The organism is Pseudomonas sp. FG6, from assembly GCF_057809015.1.
This window is the reverse complement of record NZ_JBMDJD010000041.1, coordinates 1-17,898: the sequence shown is the minus strand read 5'-3', so window position 1 is coordinate 17,898 and position 17,898 is coordinate 1. Positions and strand designations below refer to the sequence as shown.

The 17,898-nt window shown below is 63.3% G+C and carries 11 protein-coding genes; 7 read left to right on the top strand and 4 right to left on the bottom strand.

Features of this window, described 5'->3' with window-relative positions; all coding sequences use genetic code 11:
- The first annotated feature begins 32 nt into the window (after nucleotides 1–32).
- From ACODSJ_RS21570 to ACODSJ_RS21560, 3 genes are read left to right on the top strand one after another with little or no spacing between them, the layout of a single operon-like run.
- Nucleotides 33–3,845 (top strand): Tc toxin subunit A-related protein, encoded by a 3,813-nt coding sequence (locus tag ACODSJ_RS21570; protein ID WP_489103666.1) that lies wholly within the window; start codon nucleotides 33–35, stop codon nucleotides 3,843–3,845.
- Nucleotides 3,842–8,314, top strand: coding sequence for a SpvB/TcaC N-terminal domain-containing protein (locus tag ACODSJ_RS21565; RefSeq protein WP_489103665.1), 4,473 nt, complete (start codon nucleotides 3,842–3,844; stop codon nucleotides 8,312–8,314). The genes ACODSJ_RS21570 and ACODSJ_RS21565 overlap by 4 nt, the downstream gene beginning before the upstream one ends.
- Nucleotides 8,311–11,121 carry an RHS repeat-associated core domain-containing protein gene (locus ACODSJ_RS21560; protein WP_489103664.1) on the top strand — a complete coding sequence of 937 codons (2,811 nt, stop codon included), beginning with the start codon at nucleotides 8,311–8,313 and terminating at the stop codon, nucleotides 11,119–11,121. Before ACODSJ_RS21565 ends, ACODSJ_RS21560 begins: the two co-directional genes overlap by 4 nt.
- Before the next feature lie 6 nt (nucleotides 11,122–11,127).
- Here ACODSJ_RS21560 and ACODSJ_RS21555 read toward each other — a convergent pair whose 3' ends face one another.
- On the bottom strand, nucleotides 11,128–11,496 hold the full coding sequence (locus ACODSJ_RS21555; protein WP_489103663.1) for a glyoxalase superfamily protein: 369 nt from the start codon (nucleotides 11,494–11,496) through the stop codon (nucleotides 11,128–11,130).
- Between the two features lie 241 nt (nucleotides 11,497–11,737).
- Here ACODSJ_RS21555 and ACODSJ_RS21550 point away from each other — a divergent pair, with 241 nt between their 5' ends.
- Nucleotides 11,738–13,183 carry a SulP family inorganic anion transporter gene (locus tag ACODSJ_RS21550; protein WP_489103662.1) on the top strand — a complete coding sequence of 482 codons (1,446 nt, stop codon included), beginning with the start codon at nucleotides 11,738–11,740 and terminating at the stop codon, nucleotides 13,181–13,183.
- Between the two features lie 46 nt (nucleotides 13,184–13,229).
- Here the strand turns inward: ACODSJ_RS21550 and ACODSJ_RS21545 are convergent, their stop codons facing one another.
- Both ACODSJ_RS21545 and mdaB read right to left on the bottom strand, forming a co-directional pair.
- Nucleotides 13,230–14,141 carry a LysR substrate-binding domain-containing protein gene (locus ACODSJ_RS21545; RefSeq protein WP_489103661.1) on the bottom strand — a complete coding sequence of 304 codons (912 nt, stop codon included), beginning with the start codon at nucleotides 14,139–14,141 and terminating at the stop codon, nucleotides 13,230–13,232.
- Between the two features lie 209 nt (nucleotides 14,142–14,350).
- On the bottom strand, nucleotides 14,351–14,941 hold the full coding sequence (mdaB, locus tag ACODSJ_RS21540) for an NADPH:quinone oxidoreductase MdaB (protein WP_489103660.1): 591 nt from the start codon (nucleotides 14,939–14,941) through the stop codon (nucleotides 14,351–14,353).
- Nucleotides 14,942–15,154: 213 nt separating this feature from the next.
- Between mdaB and ACODSJ_RS21535 the strand changes: the two genes are divergently transcribed.
- Entirely contained in the window at nucleotides 15,155–15,469 is a 315-nt protein-coding gene (locus ACODSJ_RS21535) for a putative quinol monooxygenase (RefSeq protein WP_489103676.1), read from the top strand.
- Here the strand turns inward: ACODSJ_RS21535 and ACODSJ_RS21530 are convergent.
- The gene (locus tag ACODSJ_RS21530) at nucleotides 15,459–16,223 is read right to left on the bottom strand and encodes a sulfite exporter TauE/SafE family protein (protein ID WP_489103659.1); all 765 of its coding nucleotides are present in this window, start codon (nucleotides 16,221–16,223) and stop codon (nucleotides 15,459–15,461) included. The genes ACODSJ_RS21535 and ACODSJ_RS21530 overlap by 11 nt on opposite strands.
- Nucleotides 16,224–16,452: 229 nt before the next feature.
- Here ACODSJ_RS21530 and ACODSJ_RS21525 point away from each other — a divergent pair, with 229 nt between their 5' ends.
- Nucleotides 16,453–17,349 carry a LysR family transcriptional regulator gene (locus ACODSJ_RS21525; protein WP_489103658.1) on the top strand — a complete coding sequence of 299 codons (897 nt, stop codon included), beginning with the start codon at nucleotides 16,453–16,455 and terminating at the stop codon, nucleotides 17,347–17,349.
- Nucleotides 17,350–17,430: 81 nt separating this feature from the next.
- A complete protein-coding gene (locus ACODSJ_RS21520) occupies nucleotides 17,431–17,775 on the top strand; it encodes a cupin domain-containing protein (protein WP_260959746.1) in 345 nt (114 codons plus the stop codon).
- Nucleotides 17,776–17,898: the final 123 nt, after the last annotated feature.

Sequence of the window (17,898 nt, the reverse complement as noted above, 5' to 3'; positions counted from 1 at the left end):
CCTGCAACCTTCTCGACATTCAAGGATTGAATATGACCGTTGCCCTGAAAAAGCAGCTGGATGAAAGCCTGCGCGACGCACTGTTGGCGTTCTACCTGGATCGGGTCGTGCCCCACGACGCAACGACCCGCGCACTGAAGCTCAAGACCGCCCAAGACCTCTACGAATACTGGTTTCTCGATGTACTGGTCAGCCACGATGTGCCCACCACTCCCGTGGCATGCGCCATTGCCAGCCTGCAGCAATACATCCATCGCATCCTGATGACCATGGAACCTGGCTACGACTCGGCGGACATCCCGGCCGAACACTTGCGCACCTGGCGCGACACGATGCACCAGTACCCCACCTGGGCCGCCCAGCAAACATTGCTCTACTTTCCCGCCGCCTATCTGGACCCGACGCTGCGCAGCGACAAGAGCGATAACTTCCGGCAATTGGAAAACGACCTCAACCAGCACCGGCTCCAAGCCGATGCGGTTCAGTCGGCGGTCATGGCTTACCTGAGCCGACTCGAAGAAGTCGCCAACCTGAACATCCTCAATGGCTACATCGACGGCACGGACTTCGCCAACAGCACCTATTACTTCATCGCCAAATCAAGGTCCGAGAACAGCTATTTCTGGCGTTCGCTGGACATGGCCCAACGCCCGCTCGATGACTCGCCACCGCCATCTTCCACTACCGCGCCGAAACTCGACACGCCGGATCCGAACGCCTGGTCGGACTGGGCAAAAGCCGACGTGCCCATCCCCGACAGCGCGGCCGAACAGTCGATACGTCCCGTGTGGTTCAACAACCGCTTGTTCGTCATCTGGGCCGAATGCATCCATCAGGATCCGGCCACCCGCCAGGGCCACGCAGACGCCAGCACGGCCCAGCCAGCCCCGAGCCATCCGCTGTTGCGCTTGAGCTTGTGCTACAAAAAACAGGATGGCAGCTGGAGCACCCCGCGTGTTTGCCTGCAGGGGTATTGCCAGGACAAGACGCTTCGCGACCAAGACATCCAGGCCATCAAGCCGTTGCTGGGCACCGTTGCAACGCATTACCGCAAAGACTCGCACCCTCTACTCTTTCTCGCGCTGTGCGTCCGGGGCTCGCAAACCGGCGCGGACAATGGCTTCGTTTTCATTGAAAGCACCTGCATCGATAAAAACCTCAGCCACGAACCTGTCCCTTCCGACACCGCAAAAACACCGGGTACCCAAAAGTACCTTCAGTTCCCCCGCGCCGAGCAAGCGCTCCTGGACTGCAGCACCCATCGCATTCAAGCGAAGAGGGTCCTCCAAACAGAAGCGACGCCACCTGCCGCAGATGTTGAACAGGACACGCAAACCGGTATCGGCCTCCACCACACCCCGTCCTCGAAAGACCTCACGCCCGACATCACCCATGTGAGGTCGAGCCTGGGCACCACGCAACTGCTGGATTTTTCCAGATCGGCTATCCACGACAACGACGCCCAAGACACGCCACGCGAGCCGATCCGGTTGAACACCGTGTTCGCCGCCGAGCTGATCCGGCGCACCGAAAACAGCCTGGATGAACTGTTCGACTGGCAGACCCAGCACCTGCCGGAACCGGCCTTGCCAGGCGAGTCCGAGACGCAGATGGATTTCCACGGACCTTACGGTCGTTACTTCACCGAGCTGTTCCTCTACGTGCCGTGGCTGATCGCCCATCGATTGAACGCCGAGCACCGCCACGAAGAGGCCGAACATTGGCTGCGCCATGTCTTCGATCCGGGCCGGGGGAGCGAGGCGTGCTGGAGAAGTGTCCCGTTGGTGGCAAGCAGCACGCCTTCCTATGCCAACCAGGCGCCTCACGACCCGCACCAGATCGCCCTCAGCCATCCGGTGCACTTTCGCAAGGCGCTGTACTTTCTCTACCTGGACATCCTGATCGACCGTGGCGATGCCGCTTACCGCGAGCTGACCGCCGACAGCCTCAGCGAGGCCAAGCTCTGGTACACCAGGGCGCTGGATTTGCTGGGGCCGCGCCCCGTCGTGCAACCGGTCGACCCGTGGACGGGCATTAGCCTGCAAGGCTTGAGCGAAACCACCAACGACCACCTGCGCGCCTTTGAACGTTCACTGGCTAGCTCGCCCCCCGCCTTGCTGGTTCGCAAAGACAGTTCTCGCCCCGCCTTGCCGAACGTCGACACGGCGCCCTTGCGCCTGCCGTTCAATCCCGAATTGCTCAGGCGCTGGGACACCACCGAAAGCCGCTTGTACAACCTGCGGCACAACCTCGATATCGCCGGCAAACCGCTGCATCTGCCGATATTCGCCGCCCCGCTGGACCCTCGCGCCTTGCCCGCCGCCAACACCCTGAACCTGTCGGACGGTGGCGCCGCCGGACTGCCACGCTCACACCTGCCGCACTATCGCTTCACGGCCATGCACAGCCAAGCCCTGGGGGCCGTTGAAAGCCTCTGCCAGTTCGGCGCCACGCTGCTGTCGCTGATTGAACGCAAGGAACAGACGCAAATCCAGGAGCTCCAGCAGCAGCAAGCCTGGGACCTGGCGAAAATCTCCGTCGACCTGCAACGCCAGGCCCTGGACATCGACCAGCACAATCGCCAGACGCTGCAGGCCAGCAAGGCAATCGTCCAACACCGGGCCAACCACTTTCGCCATTTGCTGGACCAAGGCATCAGTGAAGCCGAGCAACAGGCCAGCCACCTGTACTTGCGCAGCGGCTCGTCCGAGCTCAGTGCCACCGACGCTCAGGTCGTGGCCGGCGGCGTCATGGTCACGCCGAACATCTTCGGCTTCAGCAATGGCGGCTGCCGCTGGGAAGGTGCGTTGTACGCCACTGCCGCCCTCGCCCAAGGCATCGCCATCAGCCATCGCACGGCGGCGGCCCATCTCGACCGCACGGCACAGTTCCATCGTCGCCGGGAAGAATGGACCCTGGCGCGCCAACAAGCCCTGCTCGAACTGACCCAGATCGACGCGCAACTGACACACCTCACCGCGCAGCAAACCGCCACCCGCCTGCAACTGCGCCTGGCCGAATCAAGCCTGGGCCAAGCCAAGGCCCACCACGATTTTCTCAGCAAGCGCTTCACCAAGACCCAGCTGTACCAGTGGCTGAACAGCCAGTTTGCCGCGCTCTACCGCCAAGCCTACGACGCCACGTTGGCGCTGTGCCTGGCGGCCGAAGCCTGTTGGCAATTTGAACGGGCGGATTTCAACCGGCGCTTCATTCAACCCGGCGCCTGGAATGCCACCTATCGAGGACTCGGCGCGGGCGAGCAATTGAAACTGAGCCTGCTCGGCATGCAGGCCCACTACTTGCGGGCCAATGCCCGCGAGCTGGAGATCCGCAAGACGGTGTCGCTGCGTCAGTTGAAGAGCAAAACCGCCAGCAGCACGATCAACAAGGACTGGGCAGCGCTTCACGCCGACCTGATGGCCGGCCAATGCGAATTCGAGCTGACCCACGAACTGTTCGAAGACGACTACCCGCATCAGCAGCATTACCTGCGGCGCATCAAGACCCTCAGCGTCTCGTTGCCGGCCATCGTCGGTCCTTATGAAAACATTCGCGCCACGCTGACCCAGACCGCCAGCAAAGTGTTCCTGTCCAACGACGGCCCGCCCCTGGAAAGCCGCCGCGCCAACCCGCAAATCGCACTCTCCACGGGAGTCGACGACAGCGGCCTGTTCACCCTGGGTTTCAACGACGAACGCTACCTGCCCTTCGAATACACCGGGGCCATTTCCACCTGGTGCCTGAACTTCCCCAACCCCGAAGCACAAAAGGACATGCTGGCGTCACTGACCGACATCATCGTGCACGTGAGCTACACGGCCCGGGTCGGCGGAGGTTCGCAATGAGCGAACACAGCACACTGGCGGTGACTCCGCCGACACTGCCCAAGGGCGGCGGCGCCATCCAGAGCATTGGCAAAGGCTGGGCCGCCATCGGCGCCCATGGCACGGCGTCCTATGAGATTGCCCTGCCGATCTCGCCGGGCCGCGGCTTCGCACCGTCGTTGTCGCTGGGCTATGCCAGCTCAGCCGGCAACGGCGTGTTCGGCCTCGGCTGGGAGGTGACCTTACCCAGTGTGAGGCGCAGCACCCACCACGGCGTACCGGCCTATACCGAAGATGACGAGATCCTCGGCCCAAACGGCGGGGCGTGGTTGCCCGAGCGAGATCAGCAAGGCGCCATCCGTTCGACCCGTGTCGAGCGCTACAACACCCTGGACCTGGGCGAGACCTACACGGTGACGCGCCACTTCCCGAGTATCGAAAGCACTTTCGAGCGGATCGAACACTGGGCCTCGCCCCCTGACAAGGCCGGTTTCTGGCTGGTGCACGGCGCCGATGGCAGCCTGCATGTGTTCGGCAAGAACCCGGCATCACGTCGCGCCGATCCCCAGGATCCGCGTCGAGTGGGCGAATGGTTGCTGGAAGAGAGCCTGAACGCCCACGGCGAACACATCCTCTACCACTACCAGGCAGACGCCACCGCCCAGCGCTACCTGAGCCAAGTGAGCTACGGCAACTTCAAGGCCGACGCAGACCTTTACCTGTGGAGCGCCGAGCGGCTGGCGCCTGTGCAATGGCATTTCGAACTGATCTTCGACTACGGCGAACGGAGCACAGCGTACGACCAGCCACCGTCCTATACCGGCCAACAGAGCCCAGGCCGCAGCGATGCATTTTCCGACTTTGCCTATGGCTTTGAATTACGCACGCAACGCCTTTGCCGCCAGGTGCTGATGTTTCATCGTTTTCCTGACGAATGGGGCGCAGCCCCGGTCCTGGTGCGCCGCCTGCTGCTCGACTACCAGCAGACAACCCTGGGTTATCAACACCTGATGGCGGCCCATGACCAGGCGTTCGACGACGCGACAAACACGCTCAGTCGCCCTCCCGTCGAGTTCAGCTACAGCGACTTCAAGTGCCCGCCACACGCCCACGCCTGGCAGCCCTGGCACAGCATGCCGACGCTCGACGAAGCGGGTTATCAACTGGTGGATCTGTACGGCGAAGGCCTGCCGGGCCTGCTCTACCAACAGAAGGGCGCCTGGTATTACCGCGAGCCCATGCGGGCCATGGCCCTAGGCAATGAAGTGGCTTACGAGCAGTGGCGCGCCCTGCCCCATATCCCCGTGGCCGACCCTGCCAGGCCCCTGCGCCAGTCACTGAGCGATCTCACCGGCGATGGTCGATTGGATTGGGTCATTGCCGAACCGGGGCTGAGCGGTTTTTTCTCCCTCGGCCCTCGTCGGGACTGGTCGAACTTCGCCACGCTCAAGGCATTCCCGGCGGAGTTCTTCCAGCCGCACGGGCAACTGGCTGACCTGATGGGCGCCGGTCTCAGCGATCTGGCGGTGATCGGCCCACACAGTGTTCGCCTGTACGCCAACCGGCGCGAGCAAGGTTTTGCCTCCGCCTGCGAGCAAGCCCACGACGCCGACGATACCCTGGCGCCGCTCAGTGCTTCGCCCTGCGAACTGGTGGCCTTCAGCGACCTGCTGGGCTGTGGGCAAGCGCAGTTGGTGCGCATCCGTCATGACGAAGTGAAATGCTGGCCCAACCTGGGGCGCGGGCGTTTCGGCAAAGGCATCGTGCTGGGTTCGCCGGGCCTGGCATACGACCGTTTCGACGCCGCGCATATTCGTCTGGCGGACCTGGACGGCTCCGGCGCCAGCGACCTGATCTACCTGCAAGCGGACCAGGCGCTGATCTTCATGAACCGCGGCGGCAACGGTTTCAGCCCGCCCGTCGCGCTGCCCTGGCCGCCGGGTCTGCGCTACGACCGTCTGTGCCAGGTGAGCTTCGCCGACCTGCAAGGGCTCGGTTGTGCCAGCCTGATCCTGAGCGTGCCCCACACGACGCCCCCCCGGCATTGGCGCTACGACTTCGTCAGCGCCAAACCGTATCTGCTCACCGGCACCCACAATAATCTGGGGGCCACCCACAACATCCGCTACCGCAGCTCGGCGCAGGAATGGCTGGATGAAAAAGCCGAAAAAGCAGCAACCGACACGCCACCCGCTTGCCATGTGCCCTTGGTCCTGCACCTGGTGGCGAGCCAGCATCAGGTGGACGAGATCACCGGAAATCGACTGTCCCAGACATTGGCCTATCGCCAGGGTTATTACGACGGCGTCGAGCGGGAATTTCGCGGCTTCGGCCTCCTGCTGCAAACCGACACCGAAACCACGCCCGACTCGTCCGACTTCAGCGCACCGTGCCTGACCAAGACCTGGTTCCATACCGGGCAAGCGCTGGACCTGCCCCGTGTCGGTTACAGCCGCACCGACCCGTTGGCCGTGGCATTGGGCAAGACCTTGGCTTGCCAATACCGACCGGGAACCGGCGATGTCCCCATGGCTTCACCCAGTGCCGCAACGGTGCAGGAAATGTCCCGCGCCTTGAGCGGTCGCGTGCTGCGAAGCGAGGTGTTCGCCGTCGATGCCCACCTGCGCGGTGGGACGTTGTACTCGGTCCAGGAACACCGCTATGGCGTGCGTCTGCTCCAGGCGCCGGAGGGCAAACAGCGTCGTGCCCGGATGTTGCCACTGCTGCTGGAGTCCATCCGCTGTCAGTACGAAGGCCTCGCGGACGACCCGCAGTGTCAACACACCTTCAATCTGCAACATGACCTGTTGGGTTCACTGACCCACAGCGTCAACGTCCATTACGCCCGCCGCAAAACCGCCCACGACACCCCGCCGTTTCGTGACGCCGATCAGCAGCAATGGTGGCGCGACGCCCATGATCCGGCGCAACAGTTTCACTACCTGAGCGAAACCCGCGCCGAGTTCATTCATCTGCAAGCGCCCCAAGGCTGGCGACTCGCCCTGCCGTATCGCCAGCGGACCCACGCGCAGAAACGCCCCAAGGCACCCGAGGCCGACGGACTGTCTCTTGAGGACATGAGCCACGAGCGGTTCATCGCGTTGACCCGAGAAACCGCCTGGGCAACCCAAAGTGTTCTGACGGGCTTGTCGGTGCAACGCTACAAGGACGCCACCAGCGCCGAAACCTTGCCCGATGGCGTCGCTCACTTCGAAGCCCTGGCCGATCATCTGCAAATCGCCGAGCTGGACGAAACCGCCCTCAAGGCTTTCGACCTGCTGCCAGAAGCCTCCCGCCCCCTGGGGCCACTGTTCGAGAGCATGGGCTATCGGCCCATGGACGTCTTCCTGCCGGCGAGCCCGTCAGCCCACAAACCGTGGTCGGTCAACAGGCACCTGGCGACCTATGCCCGGCTGGAAGGCTTCTACAAAATCCAGACCCTGCAGGCGAGTGAAAGCCATGGCGTCACCACTTTCAGCTACGACAGTTGCCACTGTTTCATCACCGCGTTCAAGCAGCCCGACGGCTGCGTGACCCGGGCGCGCCACGATTACCGCGCCCTGCTGCCACAGCGCATGACCGACCCCAACGGCAACGTACAGGAACGCCTCCTCGATGCCTTCGGCCAGGTTTTGGCGACGACGTTCTACGGGAACGAGAACAATGCAGCGGTGGGTTTCAAACCCCTCGCGCAATTCCAGCGGCCGCCCTTCAAGCGCGCGACAGACGCCCTCCAACAGAGCGAGGACGCCCTGCAGCAGGCTGCCACCGCCGTGTATGACAACCCCTTCAGCTGGATGGGGCGCATAGCGGATGCAGCCTTGGCGGACACCGAGTGGCTGGCGCGGTGCGTGTCCAACCGTGACCTGTTGCCCTGCGGGCATATTCGCGCATCGGCTCGAACGCGGCTGGCCGCCTTGCAGGTGTTCTCGGCCGACGAGGCGAAACTCAAGCGTCACATCGAGGCGTCGACCCGCGAGCCGGTGCACGTCGCCGTGCTGGTCGCCGACCGCTGCCCCGGCGACCCACAGCGGCAGATCCGCATCGCGATCACCTGCTTCGACGGCTTCGGGCGCACGCTGCAACGCAAGCAACAGGTCGAACCGGGCATGGCCTATGTCGTCGACGCCCGGGGAACGCTGACGCTCAAGGATGGACAACCGCTGGAGCAGACCGCCGCAAGGCGCTGGCGCGTCAGCGAACGGGTGGAATACAACCACAAGGGATTGCCGATCCGCCTCTACCGTCCGTACTTCGCCGATCAGCCGTTCTACATCAACGATCAATCCCTGCGGGCATTCGGTCATTGCGACCAACAGTTCTACGACGCGTTGGGCCGCCCCACTCACACGCGCCTTGCCAGACAGGGCGGGCATGCCTATCTGCGGCGCCAGACGCGCCATCCCTGGTACACCCTGGAGGAAGACGAGAACGACACGCTGGAAGACATCCTCGCTGAACAATCCCCGCGCAGCGGAGGTGAAGCATGAACCCGCGTCTTCACCGCAAGACACCGACGATCCACGCCGTCGATAGCCGAGGCCTGCCCGTGCGGCAAGTCGCTTACTGCCGACACCACGCCGACGAACCCGCGCAAACACGCATCACCCGCCAGCACCACGACACGGCAGGGCGGCGGGTTGCCCAGTGGGACCCGCGCCTGTTCGGCGAAGCTCCCGACGCCAACCTGACGAGCGTCTACAGCCTTGGCGGCCACCCGTTGCGGGTGGACAGTGTCGACGCCGGCTGGCGCCTGAGCCTGCCGGGCGCTGCCGGGCAAGTCGTGTGCAGCTGGGATCAGCGTGGAAGCCACTGGCGAACCACCTACGACGATCGACTGCGGCCCACCGCCCTCTACGAGCAAGCCCTCGACCAGCCGCTGCGCCGCGTCGAATGCCTGCGTTATGGCGACAGTTCGCCCGCCTCGGCGGCACGCAACCTCTGCGGCGCGCTGGTCCGCCACGATGACGGCGCCGGGACCCTGCTCATCGATGAATACGCGCTGTGCGGCAAACCCCTTGGCCAGACCCGGCACCTGCTCGTCGACATTGCCCAACCGGACTGGCCCGCCGCCGAGAAGGAGCGCGAGGCCTTGCTGGAACCGGGTCTCGGCTACACAACGCGCTGGCACTACGACGCACTCGCCGAGCCAATCGTGCAGGTCGACGCCGCCGGCCACCAACAGCGCTACGCGTTCGATGTCACCGGACAGCTCAAGTCCGCGCACTTGAAACTCAACGGCGCGGCGACCGAGAACACCCTGGTGAAGGACCTGCGCTATAACGCCTCGGGCCAGGTCGAATCCCAGGTGGGCGGCAATGGCGCGGTCACTCGCGCCGTGTTCGATCCGGCGAGCGGTCGACTGAGCGCCCTCAGCACGAAGGTGTCTGCCAGCACCGTGCAGGATCTGCGCTACACCTATGACGCCGTGGGTAACGTGACGCAGATCGAAGACCGCGCCCAACCGGTGCAATTCGGCAGTAACCAACGGGTAGACGCCACCAGCACCTTCACCTACGACAGCCTCTACCAATTGATCCGCGCGACGGGGCGTGAAGCGGCGGGGCTGACCAGCCACCCCGATCTTCCCGCCTTCAGCAGGACCCCGTTCGACGCCCGGCAATTGTTCAAGTTTACCGAGCACTACACATACGACGCCGGTGGCAACCTGACTGGATTGCGCCACGTCCGCGACCGCAACAACTACACCCGGACACTGGACGTTGCCGCCACCAGCAACCGCCTGCTGTCCTGGAACAAGGGTCAGTCGCTGCCCGACGTGGCCGCCGGTTTCGATGCAAACGGCAACCAGCAGATGCTGTCGCCAGGCCAGGCACTGGAATGGAACTGCCGCAATCAACTCACCCGCGTGACCCTGGTCCGCCGTGACGACGGCCGTCATGACATCGAGCGCTATGGCTATGACAGCCACGGCCAACGACTACGCAAGGTACAGACCACCTACACCGGCGAAATGCCCCGTACTCGCGAGGCCCGCTACCTGCCGGGCCTCGAAATCCGCACCCGGCAAAACGAACGCCTGGAAGTCATCACCCTGCGGGCCGGCCGTTGCAGCGTGCGCTACCTGCACTGGACTGAAGGACGACCGGCCGGTATCGCGGCCAATCCCTTGCGCTACAGCCTCGACGACCATCTGGGCTCCAGCTCGCTGGAACTCGACGCCGAAGGTTGGTTGATCAGTCAGGAAAGCTATCTGCCCTACGGTGGCACCGCCTGGGCAGCCTGCCGTTCGGCCGTGGAGGCCGACTACCGGACCCTTCGCTATTCGGGCAAGGAGCGCGACGCCAGCGGGCTGTACTACTACGGCCAGCGCTATTACGCGCCGTGGCTGCAACGCTGGATCAGTCCAGACCCTGCAGGGGCGGTCGACGGGTTGAACCTGTATTGCATGGTGGGCAACAACCCGGTGAGATTTATCGACCCGACGGGCCTGATGAGGGACGAAGACTTCAAGGAGTTCGAGGCCTGGGGACGGGCCCGCTCACAGGAGATCATGGACTCGGCCAAAGGGGACTACAGCTATCGCCTGATGCCGGATGATTTCGATAAAACCACCGATCAGTTTTTCAATGAACCGCTGCTGGGCGGCGAATTCCTGGCCCACGCTTATGGCTACATCAAGCCTGAGGGTGTTGGATTGAGCGACTTCTTCAACCTTCCCAAACCGCAAGGCAGCATGCGTGGCTACAAGGGGGTCGACAGGAGCCATGACGGCAGCGCCCGGACGAGCACGCCCCGCGAATACTACTTGAACTTCGGCACCTACCTGATCGGCAACACCGCCGACTACCTGGGCGATCTGTCCGGCCGTTATGCCACCGCCAAGAACGACCTGTTCCATAACGTGGCCCTCGACGAAGACCTGTTGAAGGATGCGCCGACATTGAACAGGACAAGCGATCAAGTCCATGAACTGCAACAGCCGACCCGGGACTGGATCGAAACACACATCGAGAACATGGGCGGGGTCATGCCGATACTGGCCGGCGGCCCCGGGACCCACGCCGAAGTCCGCCTGGCGAACTCGGTCGTGGCGCTCTATCCGGACCGGGCGGAACGGCTTCTTGCAGAAACCACGATACTCACCGACAGGATTGCCCGGGTGGAGGCCCCTGAAGCGTTCCCCGCCTGCATCAACTGCAGCGGCATTCTTCCGGCCGCCATCGCGGTGCCCACCGGACGCACAGCGGTCGACTACCCGGGCTACCGCGCACTCGTCCAGCGCTTGAACGAACCGTCGCAGCCTCGCCCGGGCAGTAGTCGCGGGCGAAGATGAGCCGGCTCACCCACGCAAGGGGGTGGTGAACACCAGGCGATTGTCGAACGGGTCGACCACTGTCATGTCCTGGCTGCCCCAGGGCATGGCCTGGATGTGCAGACGACCGCAGGGGTATGGGTGGGCGAGCAACTGCGCCTGGAAGGCTTCCAGCCCCTGGGTTTCGATCCGCAGTGCCGAGCCCGCCACGCAATCGCCCGAGTGCTCGGAAAGATGCAACACACAGTCGCCCCGCGAGACTTGCAGGTACACCGGAAAATGCTCACCGAAGCGATGCTGCCAGTCGACGGTAAAGCCGAGGAAGTCGACATAAAACGCCAACGCCTTGGCTTCATCGCAGATCCGCAGGATCGGGGTGGTTTTACCGAAGCTCATGGGTTGCTCCCGGACTGAAAAGACCCAATTTAGACGGGCTGAACCCATTGCTTCGGCTTTGGCGGCGGGTTCTTTAATGCCGCGGTTGCGCTACGAGCCGAACCCACGGCGCAGTTCCTTTTTCTGGAACGTGTTCCCGCAACGTCGATCACTGGCTGTGCAGCGTTCAATTCCGTACCATCGCCGCTGTTTTTCGCATCCCCCGGCAGCCGGTTTTCATCGGCGCCCTTTCAGGTAGACCATGAAACCAGCACGTCTTCGCGCCGACGCCCTCGCCGGCCTCACCACTTCTTTCGCCTTGCTCCCCGAATGCATCGCCTTCGCCCTCGTGGCCCATCTCAACCCGCTGATGGGCCTGTACGGAGCCTTCATCCTCTGCACACTGACCGCCCTGTTCGGCGGGCGTCCGGGCATGATCTCGGGGGCCGCGGGGTCGATGGCGGTGGTGATCATCGCGTTGGTGGTGCAACACGGCGTGCAATACCTGCTCGCCACCGTGCTGCTGAGCGGGTTGATCATGCTGGTGTTCGGGTTGCTGCGCCTGGGCAAGCTGGTGCGCATGGTGCCGCACCCGGTGATGCTCGGTTTCGTCAATGGCCTGGCCATCGTCATTGCGCTGGCCCAGCTGGAGCATTTCAAGCAAGGCGAGGCTTGGCTGAGCGGCAAGCCGTTGTACCTGATGGCCGGCCTCGTGGCGCTGACCATGGCCGTGGTTTACCTGCTGCCGCGCCTGACCCGTAGCGTGCCGCCGGCCCTGGTGGCGATCCTCGGCGTCGGCCTGGCGGTCTATATGCTCGACCTGCCCACCCGCACGCTCGGCGACATGGCGCACATCGCCGGCGGCTTGCCGACCTTCGCCTGGCCCGACATCCCCTGGAACCTGGCCACCCTGGAAGTGGTGCTGCCCTATGCGGTGGTGATGGCGATGGTCGGCTTGCTCGAAACCCTGCTGACCCTGAACCTGACCGATGAAATCACCGCCAGCCGCGGTTTCACCAACCGTGAATGCGTGGCCTTGGGCGCGGCCAACATCGCCTCGGGGCTGTTCGGCGGCATGGGCGGTTGCGCCATGATCGGCCAGACCGTGATCAACCTCAGTTCCGGTGGACGTGGCCGCCTCTCTGGCGTGGTGGCTGGGGTGATGGTGTTGCTGTTCGTGTTGTTTCTCTCACCCCTGATCGAACGCATCCCGCTGGCCGCGCTGGTGGGTGTGATGTTCGTGGTGGCCCAGCAGACATTTGCCTGGGCCTCGCTGCGGGTGATCAACAAAGTGCCGCTCAACGATGTGCTGGTGATCATCGCCGTGACCCTCATCACCGTGTTCACCGACCTGGCCGTCGCGGTGTTGTGCGGGATTATCATCGCGGCGCTCAACTTCGCCTGGCAACAGGCCCGGGAGCTATACGCCGACACGCACCTGGAAGCCGACGGCAGCAAGCTCTACCGCCTGCACGGCACGCTGTTCTTCGCCTCGACGATGCGATTCCTGCACCAGTTCGACCCGGCCAACGACCCGTCCCACATCACCCTCGACTGCCGCCACCTGAACTTCGTCGACTACTCGGCCATCGCCGCCCTGATGACCCTGCGTGAACGCTACAGCAAGGCCGGCAAGCACCTGCGGGTGTTCCACCTGAGCGAGCGCTGCAAGCAAATGCTCAAGCGCGCGGGTGTGCAACACGACTGATGGAGCAGCCCTTTAAACTGTGGGAGCGAGCGCCAACGGAAGCAGGTCAGTCGTAGGTTTTCCGCGAGGCGTAGCCGGCGAGCTTGTCCTGGATGAAGTCCAGGAAGCACTGGATCCGCAAGGCCAGTTGCGAGTTTCGGTAGTACACCGCGTTGATCGGCTGGCGATACCCGCTGTTGGCGTCGGCCAGCAGCACCTTCAGCCGACCCGCGCGGATGTCTTCGCGGCTCATGAAATCCGACAGGCAGGCAATGCCCTGCCCTTGCAACGCCAGGTGGCGCACGGTTTCGCCGCTGGAGGCGCTGATGGCCGGTTGGATCGGCCAGCGATCACCGTGCACATGACGCAGCGGCCACTGGTTGAGCCCGTCGTTCTGGGCAAACCCCAGCAGCGTATGGTCCGCCAGTTCGGCGACGCTCGCGGGTGTGCCGTGCCGCTCCAGATAGGCCGGGCTGGCCAGGATGTGCAGCGGGCTACAGCCCAGCGAGCGGGCGTGCAGTGTCGAGTCGGTGAGGGTGCCGATGCGAATGGCGACGTCGGTGCTTTGCTCCAGCAAGTCGATGATCAGGTCGTTGCTGTTGAGCTCCAACTGGATGTCCGGGTAGAGCCCGCGAAACTCTTCGATGTAAGGGACGATGGCATGCAGGATGAACGGCGCGGCGGCGTTGATCCGCAGCCGTCCGGCCGGGTTCTTCTGGCGGGATGACAGGCGCTCTTCCAACGCCTCCATCTGGTCGAGGATGCCCTTGGCCTGTTCGAAGAAATACTTGCCCTCCTCGGTCAGGCCCATGCGCCGCGTGGTGCGGTTGATCAGCGTGGTATCGAGCTTGGCCTCCAGGCGCGACAACGTGCGACTGACCGCCGACGGCGTCTGCCCAACCTGCTCGGCGGCGGCGGAGATCGATCCGCACTCGATCACGCAGACGAAAATCTGCAATTCGTCGGATCTGGCTTTCACAGACATCCTCTCGTGACATGCACATATGACGGGGCCAGAGGGGCTTTTGTGGCGAGGGAGCTTGCTCCCGCTGGGCTGCCCAAACATCTTGGGAGCGCTTCGCACTCCAGCGGGAGCGAGCTCCCTCGCCACAGAAAGCTCCCTAGCTCACAGAAAGCAATCTCGCCTTGTGCATGCGTGCGTTCAGGTAAGCCCCGATAGTAGCCGGATTACCGCGAAAGACCGAACACCTCGATCAAATGCTGCTCATACCGCGCCACATCGCCTTCGATGTTCGGGCGCTTCATCACATCCACGCACAGGAACGTCGGCAGGCTGGTCATGCCGAGGAACTGGTTGGCCTTGTGGAACGGGAAGTACACCGCGTCCACGCCCTTGGCCTCGAAGAAGTCGGTCGGGTCGTCGAAGGCTTGCTGCGGGGCGTTCCAGGTCAGGGACAACATGTACTGCTTGCCCTGGATCAGGCCACCGCTGCCGTATTTCTGCGAAGCATCGGAGCGGGTGCGACCGTCGCTGGCATAGAGGCTGCCGTGGCCTTCGGTGAAGACTTCGTCGATGTATTTCTTCACGGTCCACGGCGCGCCCATCCACCAGCCGGGCATCTGGTAAATGATCACGTCGGCCCAGAGGAACTTGGCGACTTCTTCCTTGATGTCGTAGCCGCCGTCGATGAAGGTGGTCTTTACGTCGAAACCACCGCGGTCCAGCACACTGAGCGCCGTGTCGTGGAGGGTGGTGTTGTAGCGACCGTCGGAGTGGGCGAATTGTTTACCGCCATTGAGCAACAGGACTTTTTTCATGAGTGCCTCATCGGATTCCATGACGCGAGCCACCTAAGGGACGTCGATTGGAAAGGTTGAAAAACGATGGCGGCAGATTAGCGATGAGCGGCAGGCGGAATAAGCCTCCTAACGGCAAAACTGATTTGACCTACACGCACGAATCGACAACTGATTATTGCAATAGAATTCAGGCTGTCTTTTATCAAGGAACCCTTAGCAATGAAGCACCCGATGAGCGAACAGCACGGTTTCATCCTCCACGCCAAGACCCGTCCGGAAAAAGCCGACGCCTTCGAAGCGCTGTTTCGCGCCTACGTCGAGCCAAGCCGTGCCGAGCCCGGCTGTGTCGAATACCACATGTTGCGCGACCAGCAGGACCCGACGCTGTTTATCTTCTACGAGATCTGGGCCTCTCAGGCGCACCTGGAAGTGCACTCGAACCTGCCGCACATGCAGCAATTCATGGCGCAGCGCATGGATTACCTGGAGCGTGACTTCGAGATCCGCCGCATCGACATGCTCAGCCCGTCCTCGGCTAGCCGCTGACCAGCAAATGGCCTCCGAGCGCGCCGAGGCCGATGAAAAACACCCGCTTGAACCCTGCGGCGCTGATCCGCTGGCGCAGCCATTGCCCCAGCCACATCCCCAGCAGGGCGGGTGCCAGCGCCAGCAACGAAGCGCTCAACTCACCGCCCCCCAGGGCGCCGCGCCACAACAGACCGGCGGCCAGGGCCAGCGTGGAGACGGTGAACGACAGGCCGAGGGCCTGCACCAGCTCATCCCTGCCCAAACCCAGCGCTTGCAGATAGGGCACCGCCGGAATGACGAACACCCCGGTGGCCGAAGTGATGAGGCCGGTGAGCAACCCACAGAGTGGCGCGAGCCAGCGTTCGGCCTGGGGACCGACCCGCAGCGTCGGCAGCAACAAGCCACTCAGCGCATACAGCAATAGCGCCCCGCCCAAGGCCCGCACCACCCACGCCCCGCCCGCCATGCCGATCCACAGCGTGCCGAAGCCGGTACCGATGACAATCGCCAGCAGCAGTGGCCACAGGCGTCGGATCAACGCTCGCAGATGACCGCCGAAGGCCAGCTGCCAGACATTGGTCAGGGTCGCCGGAAGGATGAGCAGCGCCGCAGCCTGCGTTGGCGCCATAGCCAGCCCGAGCAAGCCCATGGAGATCGTCGGCAGGCCGAGGCCGATCACGCCCTTGAGGGTGCCGGCCAGCAGGAAGGTGCCGATGACCAGTAGAGAAAGGGCCAAGCCCAGGTTTTGATAGAAAGCGATGAGTATGTTCATGGGGCCATGGTGCGCCCCAGGTGTTGGCTTGAAAATCTGCCATATACTGAGGCTACCTCTCTCTCCTCAAGAGGCTGGAGAGTTTATTGAGGCTGCCGACGCCATCGCGAGCAGGCTCGCTTCCACAGGGGGAATGCATTTCTTCTGAAGAAACCGATCCAATGTGGGAGCGAGCCTGCTCGCGATAGCAATGCATCAGCCACCACACAACCTGGCACAGGATCACCCCATGCACTTCGACCTCACCGACCTGCGCCTGTACCTGAACATCCTCGACACCGGCAACATCACCGCCGGCGCAGCGCGCAGCCACTTGTCCCTGGCCGCGGGCAGCGCGCGGGTTCGCGCCATGGAGGCGTCCCTGGGCACGGCATTGCTCGAACGCGGTCGACGGGGCGTAACCCCCACGCCAGCCGGCAACGCCCTGGCGCAACATGCCCGGGTTCTGTTGCAGCAGGCCGAACGCCTGCAACAGGATCTGGCCGAATACGTCCGGGGCGTCAAAGGTCGGGTGCGACTGCTGTGCAACACCAGCGCCCTGACCGAATACCTGCCCGAGCGGCTGGCCGACTTCCTCAAGGCTCACCCCAACCTCGACATCGACCTGCAGGAATTGCCCAGCTCCCGGATCACCCATGCGCTGCGCCAGGGCGCGGCAGACCTGGGTATCGTTTCCGACGCCGTCGACACCGAAGGCTTGCAGACCCGGCCCTTTTGCGACGATCCGTTGATGTTGATCCTACCGTCCGGACATCCTTTGGCTGACGGTCGGACGGTGACTTTCAGCGACACCCTCAACCACGACTATGTCGGTCTGAACGCCGCCAGTGCCCTGGCGATCTACTTGGAGGAGCAGGCCCTACACATCGGGTTGCGCATGCACCTGCGCATTCGCGCCGAGGGTTTCGACGGGGTGATTCGCATGGTCGCCCAGGGTGCGGGCATCGCCATCGTGCCGAAGGCCGCCATCGATCGACGCCCGATCACATCCTCGTACCAGCGCATTGAACTGCAAGAAGCCTGGGCGCAACGGGCATTGCGGCTCTGTGCCCGGGACTTCGACAATCTGCCGGCCTACGCCAGGACCCTGGCCGAGCATCTGGGAAGCGGCAGCGCTTCTGGATAACCCGGTGTCGACCCCAGACATCTACCCGCTCCGGCTGCGCGCTAGGGTGCCAGTTCTCTCTTGCCCCCTTTCGGAGCTCACATGACTGCACCAATTACCGTCCTGCGCGACACCCATCCGCTGCCCGTGCTCGACGCCTGCAAATGGGAAAAACTCGAAGGCGACCCGCACACCGTCAACCTCAACGCCTACACCAGCGAAGACGGCAACAAGATCATGGGCACCTGGATCTGCACGCCGGGCAAGTGGTATGTGGAATACGTGAAGTGGGAATACTGCCACTTCCAGGAAGGCTACTGCATCATCACCCCGGAAGGCATGGCGCCGATTCACCTGAAGGCCGGTGACATCTTTGTGATCGAACCAGGCATGAAGGGCACTTGGGAAGTGGTCGAGACCGTGCGCAAATATTTCGTCTTTGCCTGAAACAAAAAACCGAGAGACCACCCGACATGGTCTCTCGGAAAACAACCTTCTGAAATGCAGAGTCCTGTGGCATGGAAGGTTTTTGTGGGAGCAAGGCTTGCCCGCGATGCAGGCGCCTCGTTC